At 61.2% G+C, this 17,416-nt stretch carries 18 protein-coding genes and 1 tRNA gene; 11 read left to right on the forward strand and 8 right to left on the reverse strand.

Annotation, left to right across the window (positions count from 1 at the left end; all coding sequences use genetic code 11):
- Window position 1: 1 nt before the first annotated feature.
- Window positions 2–80 (forward strand) — tRNA-Ile (locus tag GTP55_RS09960).
- A 43-nt stretch (window positions 81–123) separates the two neighbouring features.
- Here GTP55_RS09960 and GTP55_RS09965 read toward each other — a convergent pair.
- The gene (locus GTP55_RS09965) at window positions 124–621 is read right to left on the reverse strand and encodes a DUF2726 domain-containing protein (protein WP_161044776.1); all 498 of its coding nucleotides are present in this window, start codon (window positions 619–621) and stop codon (window positions 124–126) included.
- Window positions 622–702: 81 nt separating this feature from the next.
- On the reverse strand, window positions 703–1,053 hold the full coding sequence (locus GTP55_RS09970; protein WP_161044777.1) for an HdeA/HdeB family chaperone: 351 nt from the start codon (window positions 1,051–1,053) through the stop codon (window positions 703–705).
- A 181-nt stretch (window positions 1,054–1,234) separates the two neighbouring features.
- On the opposite strand from GTP55_RS09970, the gene GTP55_RS09975 reads away from it, so the two are divergent.
- Window positions 1,235–2,215, forward strand: a complete 981-nt coding sequence (locus GTP55_RS09975; RefSeq protein WP_161044778.1) for a S41 family peptidase — start codon at window positions 1,235–1,237, stop codon at window positions 2,213–2,215.
- A 15-nt stretch (window positions 2,216–2,230) separates the two neighbouring features.
- Here GTP55_RS09975 and GTP55_RS09980 read toward each other — a convergent pair whose 3' ends face one another.
- Both GTP55_RS09980 and GTP55_RS09985 read right to left on the reverse strand, forming a co-directional pair.
- Entirely contained in the window at window positions 2,231–2,617 is a 387-nt protein-coding gene (locus GTP55_RS09980; RefSeq protein WP_161044779.1) for a type II toxin-antitoxin system VapC family toxin, read from the reverse strand.
- Complete coding sequence (locus tag GTP55_RS09985; RefSeq protein ID WP_161044780.1) at window positions 2,614–2,859, reverse strand: type II toxin-antitoxin system Phd/YefM family antitoxin; 246 nt, start codon at window positions 2,857–2,859, stop codon at window positions 2,614–2,616. Before GTP55_RS09985 ends, GTP55_RS09980 begins: the two co-directional genes overlap by 4 nt.
- 75 nt (window positions 2,860–2,934) lie before the next feature.
- On the opposite strand from GTP55_RS09985, the gene GTP55_RS09990 reads away from it, so the two are divergent.
- A complete protein-coding gene (locus GTP55_RS09990; RefSeq protein WP_161044781.1) occupies window positions 2,935–4,041 on the forward strand; it encodes a Gfo/Idh/MocA family protein in 1,107 nt (368 codons plus the stop codon).
- Here GTP55_RS09990 and GTP55_RS09995 read toward each other — a convergent pair.
- Window positions 4,034–4,678, reverse strand: coding sequence for a hypothetical protein (locus GTP55_RS09995; RefSeq protein ID WP_161044782.1), 645 nt, complete (start codon window positions 4,676–4,678; stop codon window positions 4,034–4,036). The genes GTP55_RS09990 and GTP55_RS09995 overlap by 8 nt on opposite strands.
- Before the next feature lie 60 nt (window positions 4,679–4,738).
- Here GTP55_RS09995 and GTP55_RS10000 point away from each other — a divergent pair, with 60 nt between their 5' ends.
- Window positions 4,739–5,104 carry a DUF5710 domain-containing protein gene (locus GTP55_RS10000; protein WP_161044783.1) on the forward strand — a complete coding sequence of 122 codons (366 nt, stop codon included), beginning with the start codon at window positions 4,739–4,741 and terminating at the stop codon, window positions 5,102–5,104.
- Between the two features lie 43 nt (window positions 5,105–5,147).
- Window positions 5,148–6,221, forward strand: coding sequence for a class I SAM-dependent methyltransferase (locus GTP55_RS10005; RefSeq protein WP_161044784.1), 1,074 nt, complete (start codon window positions 5,148–5,150; stop codon window positions 6,219–6,221).
- Here the strand turns inward: GTP55_RS10005 and GTP55_RS10010 are convergent.
- A complete protein-coding gene (locus GTP55_RS10010) occupies window positions 6,218–7,102 on the reverse strand; it encodes a LysR family transcriptional regulator ArgP (RefSeq protein ID WP_161044785.1) in 885 nt (294 codons plus the stop codon). The two genes, GTP55_RS10005 and GTP55_RS10010, sit on opposite strands and share 4 nt — an antisense overlap.
- 87 nt (window positions 7,103–7,189) lie before the next feature.
- Between GTP55_RS10010 and GTP55_RS10015 the strand changes: the two genes are divergently transcribed.
- The gene (locus GTP55_RS10015) at window positions 7,190–7,795 is read left to right on the forward strand and encodes a LysE/ArgO family amino acid transporter (RefSeq protein ID WP_161044786.1); all 606 of its coding nucleotides are present in this window, start codon (window positions 7,190–7,192) and stop codon (window positions 7,793–7,795) included.
- Between the two features lie 111 nt (window positions 7,796–7,906).
- Complete coding sequence (locus tag GTP55_RS10020; protein WP_229257852.1) at window positions 7,907–10,225, forward strand: putative bifunctional diguanylate cyclase/phosphodiesterase; 2,319 nt, start codon at window positions 7,907–7,909, stop codon at window positions 10,223–10,225.
- On the opposite strand, the gene GTP55_RS10025 is transcribed toward GTP55_RS10020, so the two are convergent.
- Complete coding sequence (locus tag GTP55_RS10025) at window positions 10,218–10,544, reverse strand: hypothetical protein (RefSeq protein WP_161044787.1); 327 nt, start codon at window positions 10,542–10,544, stop codon at window positions 10,218–10,220. The genes GTP55_RS10020 and GTP55_RS10025 overlap by 8 nt on opposite strands.
- Window positions 10,545–10,569: 25 nt before the next feature.
- The gene (locus GTP55_RS10030; protein ID WP_161044788.1) at window positions 10,570–11,892 is read right to left on the reverse strand and encodes an NRAMP family divalent metal transporter; all 1,323 of its coding nucleotides are present in this window, start codon (window positions 11,890–11,892) and stop codon (window positions 10,570–10,572) included.
- A 155-nt stretch (window positions 11,893–12,047) separates the two neighbouring features.
- Between GTP55_RS10030 and GTP55_RS10035 the strand changes: the two genes are divergently transcribed.
- The 4 genes from GTP55_RS10035 (at window position 12,048) to GTP55_RS10050 (ending at window position 17,408) form a co-directional block, all read left to right on the forward strand.
- A complete protein-coding gene (locus GTP55_RS10035) occupies window positions 12,048–14,300 on the forward strand; it encodes a TonB-dependent receptor (protein ID WP_161044789.1) in 2,253 nt (750 codons plus the stop codon).
- 113 nt (window positions 14,301–14,413) lie between these two features.
- Window positions 14,414–16,099 (forward strand): methyl-accepting chemotaxis protein, encoded by a 1,686-nt coding sequence (locus GTP55_RS10040; RefSeq protein WP_161044790.1) that lies wholly within the window; start codon window positions 14,414–14,416, stop codon window positions 16,097–16,099.
- A gap of 86 nt (window positions 16,100–16,185) precedes the next feature.
- Window positions 16,186–16,767 carry a TetR/AcrR family transcriptional regulator gene (locus GTP55_RS10045; protein WP_161044791.1) on the forward strand — a complete coding sequence of 194 codons (582 nt, stop codon included), beginning with the start codon at window positions 16,186–16,188 and terminating at the stop codon, window positions 16,765–16,767.
- Window positions 16,768–16,850: 83 nt separating this feature from the next.
- Complete coding sequence (locus tag GTP55_RS10050) at window positions 16,851–17,408, forward strand: DUF308 domain-containing protein (RefSeq protein WP_161044792.1); 558 nt, start codon at window positions 16,851–16,853, stop codon at window positions 17,406–17,408.
- Window positions 17,409–17,416: the final 8 nt, after the last annotated feature.

The following is a 17,416-nucleotide window of genomic DNA, read 5'->3' on the forward strand; positions in this document are numbered from 1 at the left end:
CGGGCCCTTAGCTCATGCTTGGTTAGAGCAGAGGACTCATAATCCTTTGGTGCGCGGTTCGACTCCGCGAGGGCCTACCAATTTTTAATAGCTGCTCTTGGGCAGCTATTATTTCATCTGGCGTTAGATTTCCTGCGCAGTCTGGGGCGCCAGTCCCGCGACTTTCTTGAATGCGTTCTCGATATCCTGGCGTAGCTGATCCGGTGATGGATAGTTGCGGTAGCGGATGGTCTGGTAGCCGGCATTTCTCAGCATGGCGTCGCGGTCTGCATCTTTCGCTATCTTCTTGTCATGGGTGCTATCGTCCAGCTCGATGACAGCGATCGGCGTCAGGGTTTTGGTGCAGATCAGGAAGTCGGCGATTTTGCGGTCGTAGCGGTTGCGGTCGTGGTGATCGCTGGTGGTCAACAGGGCGGCCAGCGGCACTTGGGCGAAGACGGTGCAGTCGGTGAGGGTTTCCGTCAGCCGGAAGAACATTTGCTGCTCACGCGCGGTCAGCGGCCGGCGCGGCTGGACCTTTAGCTGGCTGAGCGGTTTGAGTTTGCTGCGCTTCTTCGGGATAAGCGAGATTGCAATTAGTATCCCGATGGTGGCGACGATCAGTAAAGCTGTGCTGTTCATGTCGAACCGTAAATAATTGTCTCGCGGCAATTTTACAGTTCGACATGCTTTCAATTCTCATACTTTGTAACAGCCGGCCATTTATTTGGCTTTGGCGGCCTCGTGCTGCTGGCGATATGCCTTCTCGGACGCCACGCTGCTGGCGATGACCTTGTCGTAGGCCGACTTGGTCAGGTTGATCGAGCAGAATTTGTCGAGCTCAGGCTTGATCTTGTCGACGGCGACTTCCTCGAATACCGCTTCTTTCTTGCCGTTCTGGCCGTGGCCGACGACGTAGTAGATGAAGCGCGGCTTGATGGTCTCGTCCAGGGAGATGTAATCGGCGCAGGTGGTTTTGACGATGGGTTTGGCGTGGTCGGCATTCTGGGCCATGGCGGCGCTGGCGGTCAGGGTGGCAAGCGTCAATGCTGCAATGTGGGCGATAACTTTCATGGCTAAACTCCTGAGATAAGGTTGGGTTTTTGATTGTTTTCGTGGCTGCGCAGCGACCAATTCAGCTTAGGTTTGGTGATTTAGAAATCACTTAAATGCCGATCTGCCTTAGGACCAGCAGTAAACCTGCCCGCAAGTAATGTTATTATTCCGGCATCCTTAACTCCATTCGAAGGCAGAAATGATTCCGTTTTCTCGCATCGTGGTACTGGCTGCTTTGAGCATTGGCTTTGCCGGCGTGCTACACGCGGCTGAATTTGATAATGTCGCGCGTACCAAGCTGATTGAAGAATATGCGCAGAAGCTGCAAGATAGCTATGTTTTCCCGGAAAAAGGCAAGCTGTTGGCCGATAGCCTGCGCAGCCACCTGAAGCATGGCGACTATGCCGGGCTGGAGGAGAAAGCCTTGGCGGAGCAGGTGCAGAAAGATCTGGATGCCATCGTGCCGGATCAGCACAACGGGCTGGTGTATGTTGAGTTTGATGCGCTGGAGGAGCCGCCACCGCCGCCGCCAAAGCCGGCTGTGCCAGTTGCGCGTCCGGGGCCAGATAATTTTGGCCTGGCCAAATTCGAGATGAAGGGCAAGGTGGCGTATCTGCAGGTCAGCCGCTTCGGGCCAGTGGATTCATTTGCCAACGAGGCGCTCGCCAAGGTGATGACCCAGGCGGCCGGTAGCCAGGCCATGATTGTCGACTTGCGCGATGGACAGGGTGGCATGCCGCCAATGGTGACGCTACTGTCCAGCTATTTCTTTGATGATCGTCCTGTGCATTTGCTGGACGAGTTGGACCGGAGTGGCAAAGTCACGGATTCCTTTATCACCACCACCAAGCTGGCCGGGCCACGCTACGGCAGCCAGCGCCCGCTGTATGTTCTGGTTGACGAAGAAACCGCATCGGCGGCGGAAGCTTTTGCTTACGGTTTGCAGCAGCAGAAGCGGGCGGTGATCGTCGGCCACAAGACCTCGGGCGGCGCGCACAAGCAGTTTGGCGAACCGGTGTCGCATCACCTGATCGCCTTCGTGGCGATTGGCCGCAGTGTCGATCCGGTCACCCAGGCCAACTGGGAACGCACCGGCGTGCAGCCGGACGTCGAGGTGCCCGCCGCGCAGGCGTTGGACGTCGCCCTGGCGCAAATCGCGAAAGCCCCCGGCGCTCGGTAACAGGTCTCGTTTATTTCACACGCTTTGAACGGGCCCAGGATACTGAGCTACCACGGGATCGGATGTAAGCAAGGCGACTCCCTCGATAATAGCCTGTGCTACAAGGATTCTGTCGAAGGGATCTTTATGGATTGATGGAAGACTGTCGATCGTAACGGCGTGTTCGCTGCTCACAGGTAGTTCTCTATAACCATTGTCAAGCAGTCCGCGTCTCAGCCTGCGCGGATCCACAAGAAAATCGTTGCGTCCGAGGCCGCGCTTGATCGTAATTTCCGATAGGCTGGCAGCACTGAACAACAGCTCGTTATTCGCGTCATCAAGTAAAGCGTGTGCGGCAGGGGGCAGCCGTTCAGGTTGCCCTGCTGCCCAGAGCAATAAATGTGTATCCAATAACAGCTTCATGCTTTACTGTTGAATAGCTGATCAATGACATCGGCCCCCATGCGGTCAAAGTCTTCCGGGACAATAATTTGTCCGGCCATAAAACCGAGACGGTGAGTTTGATCAATTTTTGGCGGGTGGAGTGCCGTTACCTTTACAAGAGGTTTCCCCGCCTTTGTAATGACAAACGACTCTCCTTTCGCAGCTTGCTCAACAAGTCTGGCAAGGTGCGTTTTTGCTTCATTGAGATTGACGGTAAGCATGGCTGCCTCTTGCTGGACTCAGTCTTCTTAGTTTGTACTAAAATCGCCTGACAAACTACCCAAAGGAGTGAGGAGATGATTGATTTGAATCGACGCGGGCTTATGCTGGCTGCTGGTAGCGCTATCACGGTGTCGGCGGTGGGATTGCCGGTGTTGGCGGCGACGCCGGAACGGAAGCTGGGTTACGCGATTGTCGGGCTGGGCGGCTATGGACTGGGCATCATTATTCCGCAGTTTAAGAACTGCCAGCACAGCAAGCTGGTGGCGCTGGTCAGTGGCGATCCGGTCAAGGCCAAGCGTGTCGCGGCCGAGTATGGTGTGCCGGAGCGCAGCATCTACAATTACGACAATTTCGACAGCATCAAGGACAATCCGGACATCGACGTGGTCTACGTCTGCTTGCCAGTGTCGATGCACGCCGAGTACACCATCCGCGCCGCGCAAGCCGGCAAGCATGTGATGTGCGAGAAGCCGATGGCGGTGTCGTCGAAGGAGTGTGAAGCGATGATCGCCGCCTGCAAGAAGGCCGGCAAGAAGCTGATGATCGGCTACCGCTGCCACTTCGAGGCCAACAATCTGGAAGCGCGCCGCCGCGCCCGCGCCGGTGATATCGGCAAGCTGCGCTACTTCCGCTCCGAACACGGCTTCACCGCCGGCAATCCCAACTCCTGGCGCCTGAAGAAAGCCATGTCCGGGGGCGGTTCGCTGATGGACATCGGCATCTATGCGCTCAATGCGGCGCGCTACATGACGGCCGAGGAACCGATCGCCGTCTACGCCAAGGAAACCACCGACCGCAACGATCCACGCTTCCGCGAGGTGGAGGATATGATCGAGTTCGAGCTGGAGTTCCCTTCCGGCGTCATCGCATCCTGCATGTCGATGTACAGCGCCAACCAGAACCACATCCTGCTGATGGGCGACAAGGGCCGCATCGATATGGAGCCGGGTACGCGCTACGACGGCAACAAGCTGTGGGTCGGACAGGATCGCAGCAACCTGATCACGCCGCCGCCGGGACCAGGCGCAACGCAATGGTCTGGCCAGCTGGACCATCTGTCGCTATGCGTGATCAATAACAAGGAGCCGATCGTGCCGGGCGAGGAAGGCTTGCGCGATATCCGCATCGTCGAAGCGATCTACCGCTCGGCGCGCGAGCAGAAGCGGATTGCGCTTACTTAGCCAGGTCTTCGACGGCGCGGATGTCCAGCATCGACACCACCAGATCCGCGCCGGTTAAAAATTCCTTCAGCGGGAAGCCGTCTTCCAGCGCCACCACCGAGCCTTCAACGATCGCCGCCGCGTCGCCGGCCGGGCGGTTGGGCGTGTGCGGCATGTAGGCGAATTGCGGGAAGCGGGTCTGGCCGCGCTCGGCAATTTCGTTGAGGCTGCGCGGCGCGGCACGCAACAGGCCGTTGCGCACGCTGCGCTGGCGCTCTTCGCTGCGCTTTTTCAGCAGTTCGCCCAGGCGGGCGATTTCCTCGGTCAACCGGTCCGATTCGGACTGCTGGCTTTGCATTTCCTCGTCGCTCAGCGCTTCTTCCCATTGCGTCAGCTTCAGCAGGCCGCGCTTGTGCATGGCCTGGCGCTGCAGGTCGATTTCCAGCGTGGACTGGCGCGTCTTGTGGCCTTCCAGCGCCTGCACGACGCTGACGTCGCCATTGGCGCGGTGCCATTTGTCGTTGAAGTCGAATACCAGGCCGTCAAAGTAAAAATACATCGGCAGCGCGTGCGGCGAGAGCAGTATTTCCTGCGGCAGCAGATTCCAGCGCTCGGCCACTTCGGTCAGGGTCAGGGTGAGGGGTTCTATCGTAGGCATGCGCATATTTTCGCACACAGCCGGTAAAATAATCATCTTGCTGTCGGGGAGTGATTGAAGATGATGTTTTTAAAAGTGCCGTTCGCGGAAAAAGAAGAAGCCAAGGCGCTCGGCGCGCGCTGGAATAGCGAGCGCAAGTCGTGGTACGTGCCGGATGGCAAAGACACCGGCGCCTTCGAGCGCTGGCTGCCGCCCGGCGGCGCCGATTTTGTGCCGGCGGTGGCCAAGCCGTCGCTCAAGTCGCGCCCGGTGATGACGGATTCGTATGCCGGCAAGCCGGTGATCGGCCGCTTCTACGTCGAGTTGCAGCACGACTGCGATCCGTTCGTAGTGTGCCCGGTGTGCGCCCCCAAGTTGGCCAGTTCAGGCTGGCAAGCGCATTACGACGATGTTGCGAAAATGCTAAATCCGCTGCGACCGGCATGATGCTCTATTTACAAAACTGACGGGAAGTGCAATCCTCGTTCTGATGAATCGCACGACTCTGCAGCCCACCTTCCGTACTGAAAACCGGCTGGCCGAGCCGGTGTTGCGTTGCCGCCAACCGGCCGATATTTTCGAGGCCCTGTTCCAGAGTATCCAGGGCGGCGAGGCGCACGCCCGCCCGACGCTGGAGCTGACGCCCGGCTCACCGTTTTTGCCGTTCCTGGAAATCGGCTATGCGCTGCGCGCCTGCGTGGAAAAACCGGCCCGCCACGATTACCTGCTGGAGCGCCTGCGTCCGCACTTGAGTGTGATGATCGGCACGCTGCCGGCCAGCATCCTGCCGATGGGCATGCTGCCCAAGCTGGCGCCGCTGCCCGGTTTCCGTCCGCTGGAGGCTATTTCGGACGACGAAGTGCATGACTGGCTGATCCTCGAGGGAGGCCTGATCTACGGCGAAATGCAGCGCTTCGAGCTGGAAAACTATTTTGACGCCATCAAACCCTTTCTGTCTCCCGGCGGCGTGATGGTCGACCTCGGCAGCGGCCTGGGCAAAGTGGTGATGACGGCTGCGCTGAGCTGGCCTTTCACGCGCTGCGTCGGCATTGAGCTGATGAATTATCGGCACCGGCTGGCGCAGGAGCGGCTGATCAAGCTGTTGACGCTGACGCGCCAGGGGCTGGAATCCCTGCCGCGACCGCTGACGCTCGATACGCCGCTGCTATTGCCCTCCGGACTGCAGGCCAGCGGCAGCCATTTGCTGGAATTGGGTTCGCGCATCGCCTTTGTCGAGAGCGATATGTTCAAGTTCGACGTGCGCGGCGCCAGTCTGGTGTTCTTGTACAGCACCTGTTTCGGCCCGCTGATGGATGCGATCAGCAACAAATTGGCGCGGGAATTGCAGGAAGGCGCGCTGGTCACCACCACCACCTATCCGATCAAGCACCCGGCGTTCCGGTTACTGCAGTCGCATGCCCCGGGTACGCTATCGTGGACCAGTGTGATGATTTACCAGCGCGTCGGGCCGCCGATGGACGAGCCGGCATCGGAAGCGCGCTATCTGCACCAGCCGGACATCGCAGCGTGGGAAGCCCGCGTGCGTGCCGAACTGGCCGGTTAAAGCAGCCAGTTGCGCGCAGTAGCGATCAAATTGTCCGACAATGCCCGCGTAAACGGGGTCTGGATGTCCCACATATGCCATATCAGCGGCACGTCCAGCCATTTACCGGGCGCCAGATCCACCAGCTGGCCCTGCTGGAGTTGCCGCTGGCATTGGGGTAGCGGCAGCATGCCGTAGCCAAAACCCGCCTCGACAAATCGCACATAGCCTTCCGAGCTGGACAGCGCGTGGTGCGGATAGCGGCCGGTATAGCCCGTATGCTGGGCGATGAAGCGGGTTTGCAGCATGTCCTTGCGGTCGAAGGTCATCACCGGCGCATGCGGAACGGTTTCGGCCGTCATGCCGCCCGGGAACCAGCGGGCGGCAAATGCCGGCGTCGCCACACAAAAATAGCGCATGATGCCCAGCGGCGTGGCGGTGGTGCCGGGTACCTGGGCGGTTTCACTTGTGACGCAGCCGAACACCCGGCCTTCGCGCAGCATGCTCAGCGTGTGGTCCTGGTCGTCCAGGCGAATCTGCAACATGCAGTCGCCGCTCTGCATCAACGGCGTCACCGCTTCCTGCAACCAGGTGGCGGCGCTGTCGGCGTTGACGGCGATGGCGATTTCGGGACGGATATCGCGGTCGCCGGGGCGCTTGTCCAGTGCCGATTCCAGCAGCCGCACCTGGCGGTAATGGGCGATCAAACGCTGCCCGGCTTCGGTCGGCGAGGGCGGCTGGCTGCGCACGATCAGCAACTCGCCGGCGCTGTTTTCCAGCAGGCGGATGCGCTGCGACACCGCCGATTGGGTGATCGACAAGGCCACAGCAGCCTTGTCAAAACTGCCATGATCGATTACCGCGTCGAGCGCGGCCAGTCCCCGGTAGTCTACGTGGCTCATTAGCTTCTCTAATACTTGGCAAATAATATTAATTATACTTATCTTGCGGCTGGCCGTAATCTGGCGTTTTTTTGCACGGAGACGGCCATGGAAGCCACCGCTTTTTTGAAAGGTATCGGTCTGGGCGGTAGCCTGATCGTTGCTATCGGTTCACAAAACGCTTATTTATTGCGGCAAGCGTTGAAGCGCGAATTTGTCATAACTTGTATTGCCATCTGTATTATCTGCGACGTGGTGTTAATTGCCGCCGGCGTCGCGGGTATGGGAAAGCTGATTATCGAAGCGCCAGCGCTGTTATTCTGGATAAAGATCGCCGGCGCCGGATTTTTGTTCTGGTATGGATTGCGTGCTGCGCGTTCGGCATGTAATCCATCGGCCATGGTCGACGATCAAAATAACACTGCGCCAGATCGAAAAACCGTGATTGCCGCCATGCTGGCCTTCAGTTTATTAAATCCACACGTTTATCTGGATACCGTCGTTTTATTAGGTTCCATCGGCGGGCAGCAGCCCGGCGATGGCAGGCTCTATTTTGCTTTGGGAGCAATGTTGGCATCCATCTTATGGTTTAGCAGCCTGGGTCTCGGTGCGCAGTATTTGAGGCCGGTATTTTACCGGCCAGGCGCCTGGCGAATTCTGGATGGGATTATCGCGCTGGTCATGTGGAGTCTTGCCATTTCGTTGTTTCTTTAGGGCGCAAGCTCAAAACTGGCTGGTACGTGCTAATTTTTGGCATGATTTGGCCGCGGTTGGGCTTACAATGACATGGTTACTTGAACCGCGCCGCAGCGGCGCCGCATGTCAATGAGCGCAGATCCAGGCTTTCTCATCGCGATGGTGGTGGAATTTACCGCCGATACCATCTTGAGCGCGTTACTGATTTTCCTTTGGCTGATGCAGCGCAAGGAAAAGCACGCGCTATTCTGGGGTGTCGGCCAGTTGGCCATTATGGCGGGCGGTATCGTCTGGTTTGGTACGGCGAATCTTATATCGCTGCAATGGCAGCTCTATTTAAGTGCATTCTTTTTGTCCGCCGGCATGGCGGGATATTGGTCCGGTACGCAATTCTTTATCGGGAAATTACGCGCGGTGCATGTGCGCTGGATCGCGCCCACCGTTTTAGTCGCCAGCGGATTGTTTTATCTGCTGTGGAATATCGATAATAACTGGCTGCCACGCGGCAGTGCCGCCGCCCTGGGCTTTATTATGCTGTGGGCAGGAACGCGGCTGATCGGTATTAATAACCGCTACCGTTTTCTTGGTATGACGCTGATGCTGCGCGGCGGGTTTAATTTAATTGCCGCCGCAAGTCTCAATCAAGATAGCTATGTAGTATGGTTTATCGGCACCAGCGTGCTGAAGGTGCTGACCATGCTCGGCCTGGTCTACGCGGTGCAGGATGAAATCCAGCAGCGCTACGCCCGCACCATCGACAGCCTGAGCCACGGCTTCCTGATCCGCGACCGGCGCGGCTACGTCCACGTCGCCAACGAACGCTGCGCCAGGTTGCTGGGTTTTGATAACGCCCAGCAACTGATCGGCAAGCACGTCTGCGATCTGCTGCCCGGTCTGTCGCGCGAAATGGCCGACCGCTATTTCTTCCGGTTCGAAGCCGACGGCGTGCAATATCCGATTGCCGATACAGCAACATTTAAACTGCGTAACGGCAATCATCTGCCAGTCGAACTGCTGGGCTCGCCGTATATTGAGCGCGGCCGCTTGTACTGCCTGGTCCAGTTGCTGGACATCAGCGAACGCAAAAAGAAGGATGACCAGCTGCACCAGGCCGCCCGCATCGATCCGGTCACCGGTTACGCCAACCGCCACGCCTTGTCGGACAGGCTGGCGCTGAAAGTTGCCAGGGCAGCCGAAAGCGGGCGCGAGTGCGCGGTGCTGTTTATCGATCTGGACAAGTTCAAGCGCGTCAACGATTCCTTCGGCCACGCGGCCGGCGACGAACTGCTGCGCACGGCCGCCCATCGTCTGCATGCATTGCTGCGTCCGGAAGATGTGCTGGCCCGCTTCGGCGGAGACGAATTCATCATTGTCCTGCCGGACCTGGCGCCGGGCAGCGCCGAACAGACGGCCATCGATTGCGCCGATGCCATCCTTGACGCCATGGCGCGCGGCTTCGAGCTGTCCTATCACGCTATCAGCGTCACGGCCAGCATCGGCATCGCCTGCTATCCAAACCACGGAACCGATAGCGAAACCCTGTTACGCAATGCCGATATCGCCATGTACGAGGCCAAGAAAACCGGCCGCGGCGAGCAGCGCATGTTTACCGAGGACATGAATGCGGCGGCCCGCGACGCCCTGGTGATTGACGGCGCACTGCGCGGCGCCATCGAGGCCAACGAATTTTCGCTGGTCTACCAGGCCATCACCAACGCCCACAGCGGTAAGCTGACCAAGGTCGAGGCGCTGCTGCGCTGGAACAGTGCGCTATTGGGACCGGTGCCGCCGGACCGCTTCATTCCGGTGGCGGAAGACAGCGGCATGATTATCGCGCTGGGCACCTGGGTGCTGGATCAGGCCTGCCGCCAGGTCGGCCTGTGGAAGCAGACGGCGCTGCATGACGTCACCATCAGCATCAACGTCTCGTCGTGGCAGCTGGCCGATCCGGGCTTTGTCACGCTGGTGTCGCAGGCGCTGATCCGCAACGGCCTGTCGCCGCATCAGCTGGAGCTGGAGCTGACCGAGCGCGTGCTGATCGAGGACACCCTCAACGTGCAGACCGTGCTGGCCCAGCTGCGCGCGCTGGGCGTCGGCATTTCGCTGGATGACTTCGGCACCGGCTATTCCTCGCTCAGCTACCTGACCCAGTTCCACCTGAACACGCTGAAGATCGACCGCGCCTTCGTCATGGACATCGAACACAGCGAACGCAGCAACAACCTGGTGCACGCGATTATCGCCATGGGCCACAGCCTCGGCTTGCAGCTGGTGGCGGAGGGCGTGGAGACCGCCGGCCAGGCCGCCATCCTGGAACGGATGGGCTGTCACTATTTGCAGGGCTATCACATCGCCCGCCCGATTGTGCCGGACGAGCTGTTGCGCTTCGCCGACAGCCGCGCCGCAGCGCTGGCGCAGACGCCTTCCCAGCCCGATTTCGCTATTTAGCGGCCGGCACTTTCTGCGCCGCTTCATCGTCGGTCAGTATCCAGATGCGGTCGATATAGCCCATGCCGTCCACCGTGTAGTTGACCACGATATCGGTGCCGCGCACAGCGGCCGGCATTTCGATGCGGTTATCCTGATTGAAGATGCGCGCCGACGGCGACAGCTGGCGCGGCTTGCCGTCCAGCGTGATGTCCGGGTAGTAGCCCGGCGTGAACTTGCCGCGCAGGATGTTGGCGGGGAAGGGACGGTCGATGGCCAGTGCCACCAGGGCCGGCAAGGCCAGCATCGCCGCCAATATCAGCGCGCTCAGTTTTCGCATCGTCCCTCCCGTGGAAAACGCCAGCTTACCCCAGCGTGCTGAACATCGCCACCACGGCGACCGCCATCACGCCGGTACACAGCCAGCCCAGTACGCGCAGCCGGCGTGAGATCACCAGCGCGCCCATCACCGACTTGCGCGAGGCCAGCAGCATGACCACCACCATCACCGGCACCGCGATCACGCCATTCAGCACTGCGCTCCAGAACAGCGCCTGGATCGGATCGACATTGGTGAAGCACAGTGCCGTGCCGACCAGCGTGGCACCGATGATGATGCCGTAGAACTTGCGCGCGCCGGACAGTTGCAGCTCCAGGCTGTTCTTCCAGCGCATGGCGCCAGCGATGGCGTAGGCGGCCGAACCGGCCAGCACCGGCACCGCCAGCAGGCCGGTGCCGATGATGCCCATGCTGAACAGCGCAAACGCGAAGTCGCCGGCGATCGGCCGCAGCGCTTCGGCCGCCTGCGCCGAGGAGCCGATATGCGTGATGCCGTGCGCGCCGAGCGTGGCGGCGGTGGTCAGCATGATGCACATCGCCACCAGGTTGGAAAAGCCCATGCCGCTGACGGTGTCGATCTTGATGCGCAGCAGCTGGTCCCTGGCCTGCTCGCTGGCGCGCTTGAGCGGGCGGGCGTCGGGATCGGCGCGCAGATCTTCCACCTCCTGCGAGGCCTGCCAGAAAAACAGATACGGGCTGATGGTGGTGCCGAAGATCGCCACCACGGTGGTGATGTAGTCCTTGTTCCAGGCCAGCGGCGGCAGCACGGCGGCATGCAGGATCTGCAGCCATGGCAGCTTGAGCGTGAGCGCGGTGACCACATAGGCCAGCAGCGCCAGCGTCAGCCATTTGAGCACGCGCACGTAGCTGCGGTACGGCAGCATCACTTGCAGCACCGCCGACAGCACGCCGGCGCCGGCCGCATACCAGTGCGCGCCGCCGCCCAGCACCATGCTGGCGGCCTGGCCCATGGCGGCGACGTCGGCGGCGATGTTGATGGTGTTGGCCAGCAGCAGCAAGCCGACCAGCGCGTACAGCAGCCAGGCCGGAAAATGACGGCGGATATTGGTTGCCAGGCCGTGCCCGCTGACGCGGCCGATCTGCGCGCTGATGGCCTGGATGCCGACCATCAGCGGATAGGTCAGGATCAGCGTCCACACCATGCCGTAGCCGAACTGCGCGCCGGCTTGCGAATAGGTGGCGATGCCGCTCGGGTCGTCGTCGGCGGCGCCGGTGATCAGGCCGGGACCGAGCTTGCCGAGCCAGCCTTTGGCCGGCGCCTTGGCGACGGTGGCCGCCGCTGGCGGTAGGGGCGGCACCGGCGGGGCGGGATGCGCTTCTGTTTCCATGAGGTCTCCTGTTTGCCCATGTTAACACGGTGCGGGCGTTAAATTAGTGTTGCTGTGTCATCAAGATGTCATGCCGGCGTCATCGCTTGGTCACATGCGCTTCCTACAATCTTGCCAGTTGACTATCCACCCCTCTAGCAAGAAAGAACTCTCTCATGTCACAGCGCTTCCCTCTGAAACCTTTGTGCCTGGTCGTCCTGCAAGCGCTGGCTTGCCAGGCTTATGCGGGCACCGCCGATGTGGCCGACGCCGCCGCCGATGACAGCGCTGCCGCCGGCGCCATGGCCGGTCCGGTGCAAACGGTGGAAATCACCGGCCGCGGCCAGTCGCGTCAGGTGCAGAATATCAACAAGACGGATCTGGCCGAAGTGCTGCCGGGCACCAGCCCGCTGAAGGTGCTGGACAAGCTGCCAGGCGTGAACTTCCAGTCGGCCGACCCGTTCGGCGCCTACGAATGGTCGACCAGCTTCAGCATCCGCGGCTTCAACCAGAGCCAGCTGGGCTACACGCTGGACGGCGTGCCGCTCGGCGACATGAGCTACGGTAACAACAACGGCCTGCACATCAGCCGCGCCATCTCGTCGGAAAACATCGGCAGCGTGTCGGTGTCGCAGGGCGCCGGTTCGCTTGGCACGGCGTCGTCGAGCAACCTGGGCGGCACGGTGCAGTTCTTCACGCTGGCGCCAACCGATGAGCGCGGCCTGACCTTCGCGCAAACCGTCGGCAGCGACTCGACCTCGCGCACCTTCGCCCGCGTCGACACCGGCCTGATCAACGGCGTCTTCAAGGCCTTCCTGAGCGGCACCCGCCAGCGCACCGACAAATGGAAAGGCGACGGCGGCCAGGACCAGGATCAGTGGAACTCGCGCTTCGTCTTCAACTTCGGCGACAACAGCCTGACCGGCTTCCTGAACTACTCGGACCGCAAGGAAATCGACTACCAGGATATGTCGCTGGAAATGGTGCGCCGCCTCGGCTACAACTGGGACAACTACCAGCCGGACTGGCAGCGCGCGGTCAACGCCGCCAAGGGCGTCTACACCGGCGGCGTCAACAGCCTGGACGATGCCTACTACTCGGCCGGCGGCCTGCGCAAGGACACCATCGGCGGCCTGACGCTGGACCTGCACCTGACCCAGGGCGTGGACCTGAAGACCACCATCTACCACCACGACAACAAGGGCCAGGGCCACTGGTACACGCCGTATGTGCCGACCAACGCGGCCAACCCGATCTCGCTGCGCACCACCGAGTACACCATCAACCGCGATGGCGTCACCAGCGACCTGAGCTGGGAAATCGGCGACCACACCGTCACCGCCGGCCTGTGGGGCGAGCGTAACAACCACACCGCCAGCCGCAACTACTATGGCGTGACCGGTCCGGCCGACACCATGTTCTACCTGACCAATCCGTTCGCCACCGACTGGAAGCAGAACTTCATCACCACCACCTCGCAGTACTACCTGCAGGACGCGCTGGCGCTGATGGACAACAAGCTGAAAATCAACGCTGGCTTCAAGGCGCTGGACGTCGACATCAAGGCCACCAACATCGTCGGCACCCGTGCCGCCGGCAACCTGGACGCCAACAAGAAATTCCTGCCGCAAGCCGGCTTCAACTACGCGCTGACCAGCGACGACGAAGTGTTCGGTTCGGCATCGAAGAACATGCGCGCGCACCAGCCGGGCGTGGGTGGTCCGTTCTCGCAGACGCAGGCGGCCTACAACGCCGGCGTCGCCAACCTGAAACCGGAAACCTCGACCAATATCGACCTCGGCTATCGCTTCAAGCGCGCCAGCCTGCAAGGTTCGGTGGCGGTGTACAGTGCGCGCTTTGACGACCGTCAACTGAGCGTGGCGACCTGCGCCGGCATCGTCGGTTGCCCGTCGACCTTCGTCAACGTTGGCAAGGTCGACACCAAGGGGGCGGAAGCGGTCGCCGTGTGGAAGTTCAACCGCGAATTTAGCTGGTTCAACTCGTACACCTTCAACGATTCGAAGTACAAGTCGAACTATATGGACGGCGCCACGCTGGTCGCCGTCAGCGGCAAAACGGTGGTGAACGCCCCGCGCCAGCTGTTCAACACCGAAGTGTCGTATGAAGGCGGTCCGGTGTTTGCCCGCCTGGGCGCCAAGTACACCGGCAAGCGCTACTACACCTACCTGAACGACAACGGCGTGCCGTCGTTCTGGCTGGCCAACCTGTCGGCCGGCTACAAGCTGAAGTCGCTGGGCTGGGCCAAGGAACTGTCGCTGCAGTTGAACGTGACCAATCTGTTCGACAAGCAGTACATCAGCACCATCGGCACCAATGGCTTCCAGGCGAGCGATCCGAACGGCACCGCGCAAACGCTGCTGACCGGCGCGCCACGCCAGTTCTTCCTGACCCTGAACGGCAAGCTGTAAGCAAGCCCGGCGCCACGCTGTTGCACGGAAAACACAAGCGCAGCGTGGCGCTGGCATGGCGCTGCACATAGTTGCATACTGGTTAGCCAGAAGCCGCTATGAGGAGTTGGGCCATGAAATGGTTTTACGATCTGAAGATAGCCACCAAACTGTTCGTTTCTTTTGGCGCCGTGCTGGTATTGACCCTGGTACTCGGCATCAGCAATATGTGGTCGATGGATCGCGTCAACCAAGCCTCCACCGACCTGGCCGAAAACTGGATGCCCAGTGTACGCGCGGTGATGGACCTGCGCACCGACGTCGGCGAAGTGCGGCGCTGGGAACTGGCGCATCTGCTCAACGAGGATCCGGCCGCCCTGGCCGATTATGAACAGCGCCTCGACAAGTCGCTGGCCCTGCTCAAACAACACCGCGACAACTACGAAAAGCTGATTTCCAGCCCGGAAGAAAAAGCCATCGCCACCGAGTTCGACAAGGGGCTGGCGGCCTTCCTCACCGATCACGGCAGGATGATCGAGATGTCGCGCGCCGGCAAGAAGGCCGAGGCGCGCGCGCTGTCGTCCGGCAGCTCGGCGCAAGCGCTGACGATCATCACCGATAGCGTCAACAAGCTGGTCAAGCTGAATGTGGATGGCGGCGATGTCGCCAGCGACGCTGCCTCGGCTACCTATCAGAATGCCCGCATCATCTCGATCGTGCTGCTGGTGCTGAACATCGGCATCGGCATGGTGCTGGCGATGTGGGTGGCGAAGATTGTCGCCACGCCCTTGCAGGAGGCGGTGTCGCTGGCGCGCGATGTGGCCGGCGGCGACCTGACCCGTTCCATCGACGTCAGGAGCGCCTGCGAAACGGGCCAGCTGATGCAGGCGCTGAAGGACATGACCGGCAATCTGCAAAGCCTGGTGAGCCAGGTGCGCAACGGCACCGACACCATCGCCACCGCGTCGTCGGAGATCGCCAGCGGCAACCAGGACCTGTCGTCGCGCACCGAGGAACAGGCCAGTTCGCTGGAAGAGACGGCCTCGTCGATGGAAGAGCTGACCAGCACCGTCAAGCAGAACGCCGACAATGCGCGCCAGGCCAACGTGCTGGCGCAGTCGGCCTCCGGCATCGCCATGAAGGGCGGCGATGTGGTGGGGCAGGTGGTCGGCACCATGGCCTCGATCAATGAATCGTCGCGCAAGATTGTCGACATTATTTCGGTGATTGACGGGATCGCGTTCCAGACCAATATCTTGGCGCTGAACGCGGCGGTGGAAGCGGCCCGCGCCGGCGAGCAGGGCAGGGGCTTCGCGGTGGTGGCGAGCGAGGTGCGCAACCTGGCGCATCGGTCGGCGGCGGCGGCCAAGGACATCAAGCTGCTGATCAGCGATTCGGTGGACAAGGTGGAAGCCGGCTCGGTGCTGGTCAACCAGGCCGGCGAGACGATGAACGAGATCGTCACCAGCATCACCCGCGTGACCGACATCATGAGCGAGATCACCTCGGCCAGCGTGGAGCAGAGCGCCGGCATCGAGCAGGTGAATACGGCGATCGTGCAGATGGACCAGGTGACGCAGCAGAATGCGGCGCTGGTGGAGCAGGCGGCAGCGGCGGCGGAGTCGATGCAGGAGCAGGCGGCCAAGCTGAGCGAAGTGGTCAGCGTGTTCAAGCTGCTGGCGACGGCCCCATCGGCGCCGGCGCGCAAGCCTTCGGTGCCGGCTGTGGTGGTGGCCAGCGCCAAGGCGCCGGCGCCACGGCCGGCGCTCAAAAAGCCGGTCAAGGAAACCGTCGGCGGCGACGAGTGGGAAGCGTTCTAACCGGATAGCCAGCAGCCGGCGCCTCTGAAAAGGCGCCGGCTTTTAAATCGCTTGACGATCATCCTACTAGAAGGTAGGATGTATGCATGAGTAAATTATCCAACACAGCGGAAGACATCCTCGGCAGCGCCCGGGTGCTGATCGCGGCGGGTGGCTACAACGGCTTCAGCTATGCCGACATCGCTGAAGTGATTGGCATCCGCAAAGCCAGCATTCATCACCATTTCCCCAGCAAGGTGGACTTGGTGCGGACGCTGGTGGCGCAGTACCGCGTCGCCGCCAGCGACGGACTGGAACAGCTGGAACTCAGCTTGCCCGATCCTGCCCAGCAACTGCGCGCCTACATCCGGTACTGGGAAACCTGCATCGGCGACGCCAGCGCGCAGTTTTGCGTCTGTGCCTTGCTGGCCAGCGAATTGCCGATCCTGCCGGAAGAAGTGGCGCTGGAAGTCCGCGCCCATTTCCGCGCACTGGCGGCGTGGATGGCGCGGGCGCTGGAGCGGGGACAGCAGCAAGGCGTGCTGAAGCTGGCACGTGCGCCGCAGGTGGAGGCGGAAATCTTCATGGCGTCGGTCCATGGCGCCATGCTGTCGGCGCGGGCTTATGGTGATCCGGCCATGTTCGGCGCCATCATGAAACCGCAACTGGATTTGTTGACCGCAGTCTAAGCAGGGATGCCGGAATGACCGGGCGTCCCTTTTTTAAACCCAATATACCTACCAACTAGTAGGTAGTAAACAAAGGAATCATCATGAACGACCATCTCAACCAGGGAAGCTGGCTCAAGCAGTACTACTCCCTGCGGGCGGCGTTTTCCATCGCCTGGGTCATTGCGGCCCTGACGGCGGGCAAGCAATCGTGGCTGATCGGCGCGGTGCTGCTGGTCGCCTATCCGGCATGGGATGCGGTGGCCAATTTCATCGACGCCGGCCGCAACGGCGGGCTGGCGGCCAACCGCACCCAGGCCATCAACTTCGGCGTCAGCCTGGCGACGGCGCTGGCAGTGGGACTGAGCTTGCAAAGCATGCAGGCGGTGCTGGGCGTGTTTGGCGCGTGGGCGATTCTGGCGGGACTGCTGCAGCTGGGCACCGGCGTGCGGCGCTGGAAAACCAACGGCGCGCAGTGGGCGATGATCCTGAGCGGCGGCCAGTCGGCGCTGGCCGGCGGCGCCTTCATCTTCCAGGCGCTGCACACGGCAGAACCGCCGGCGCTGGCCACGGTGGTGGGCTATGCGGGCTTTGGCGCGTTCTACTTCCTGATCTCGGCGCTGCTGCTGGCATTGAGCGCGCGCCGCCGGCAACGCGCGTAACGGCTTGG

Origin of the sequence: Duganella margarita, from assembly GCF_009857535.1 — a bacterium.
In the GTDB taxonomy this organism is placed as follows: Bacteria; Pseudomonadota; Gammaproteobacteria; order Burkholderiales; family Burkholderiaceae_D; genus Rugamonas; species Rugamonas margarita.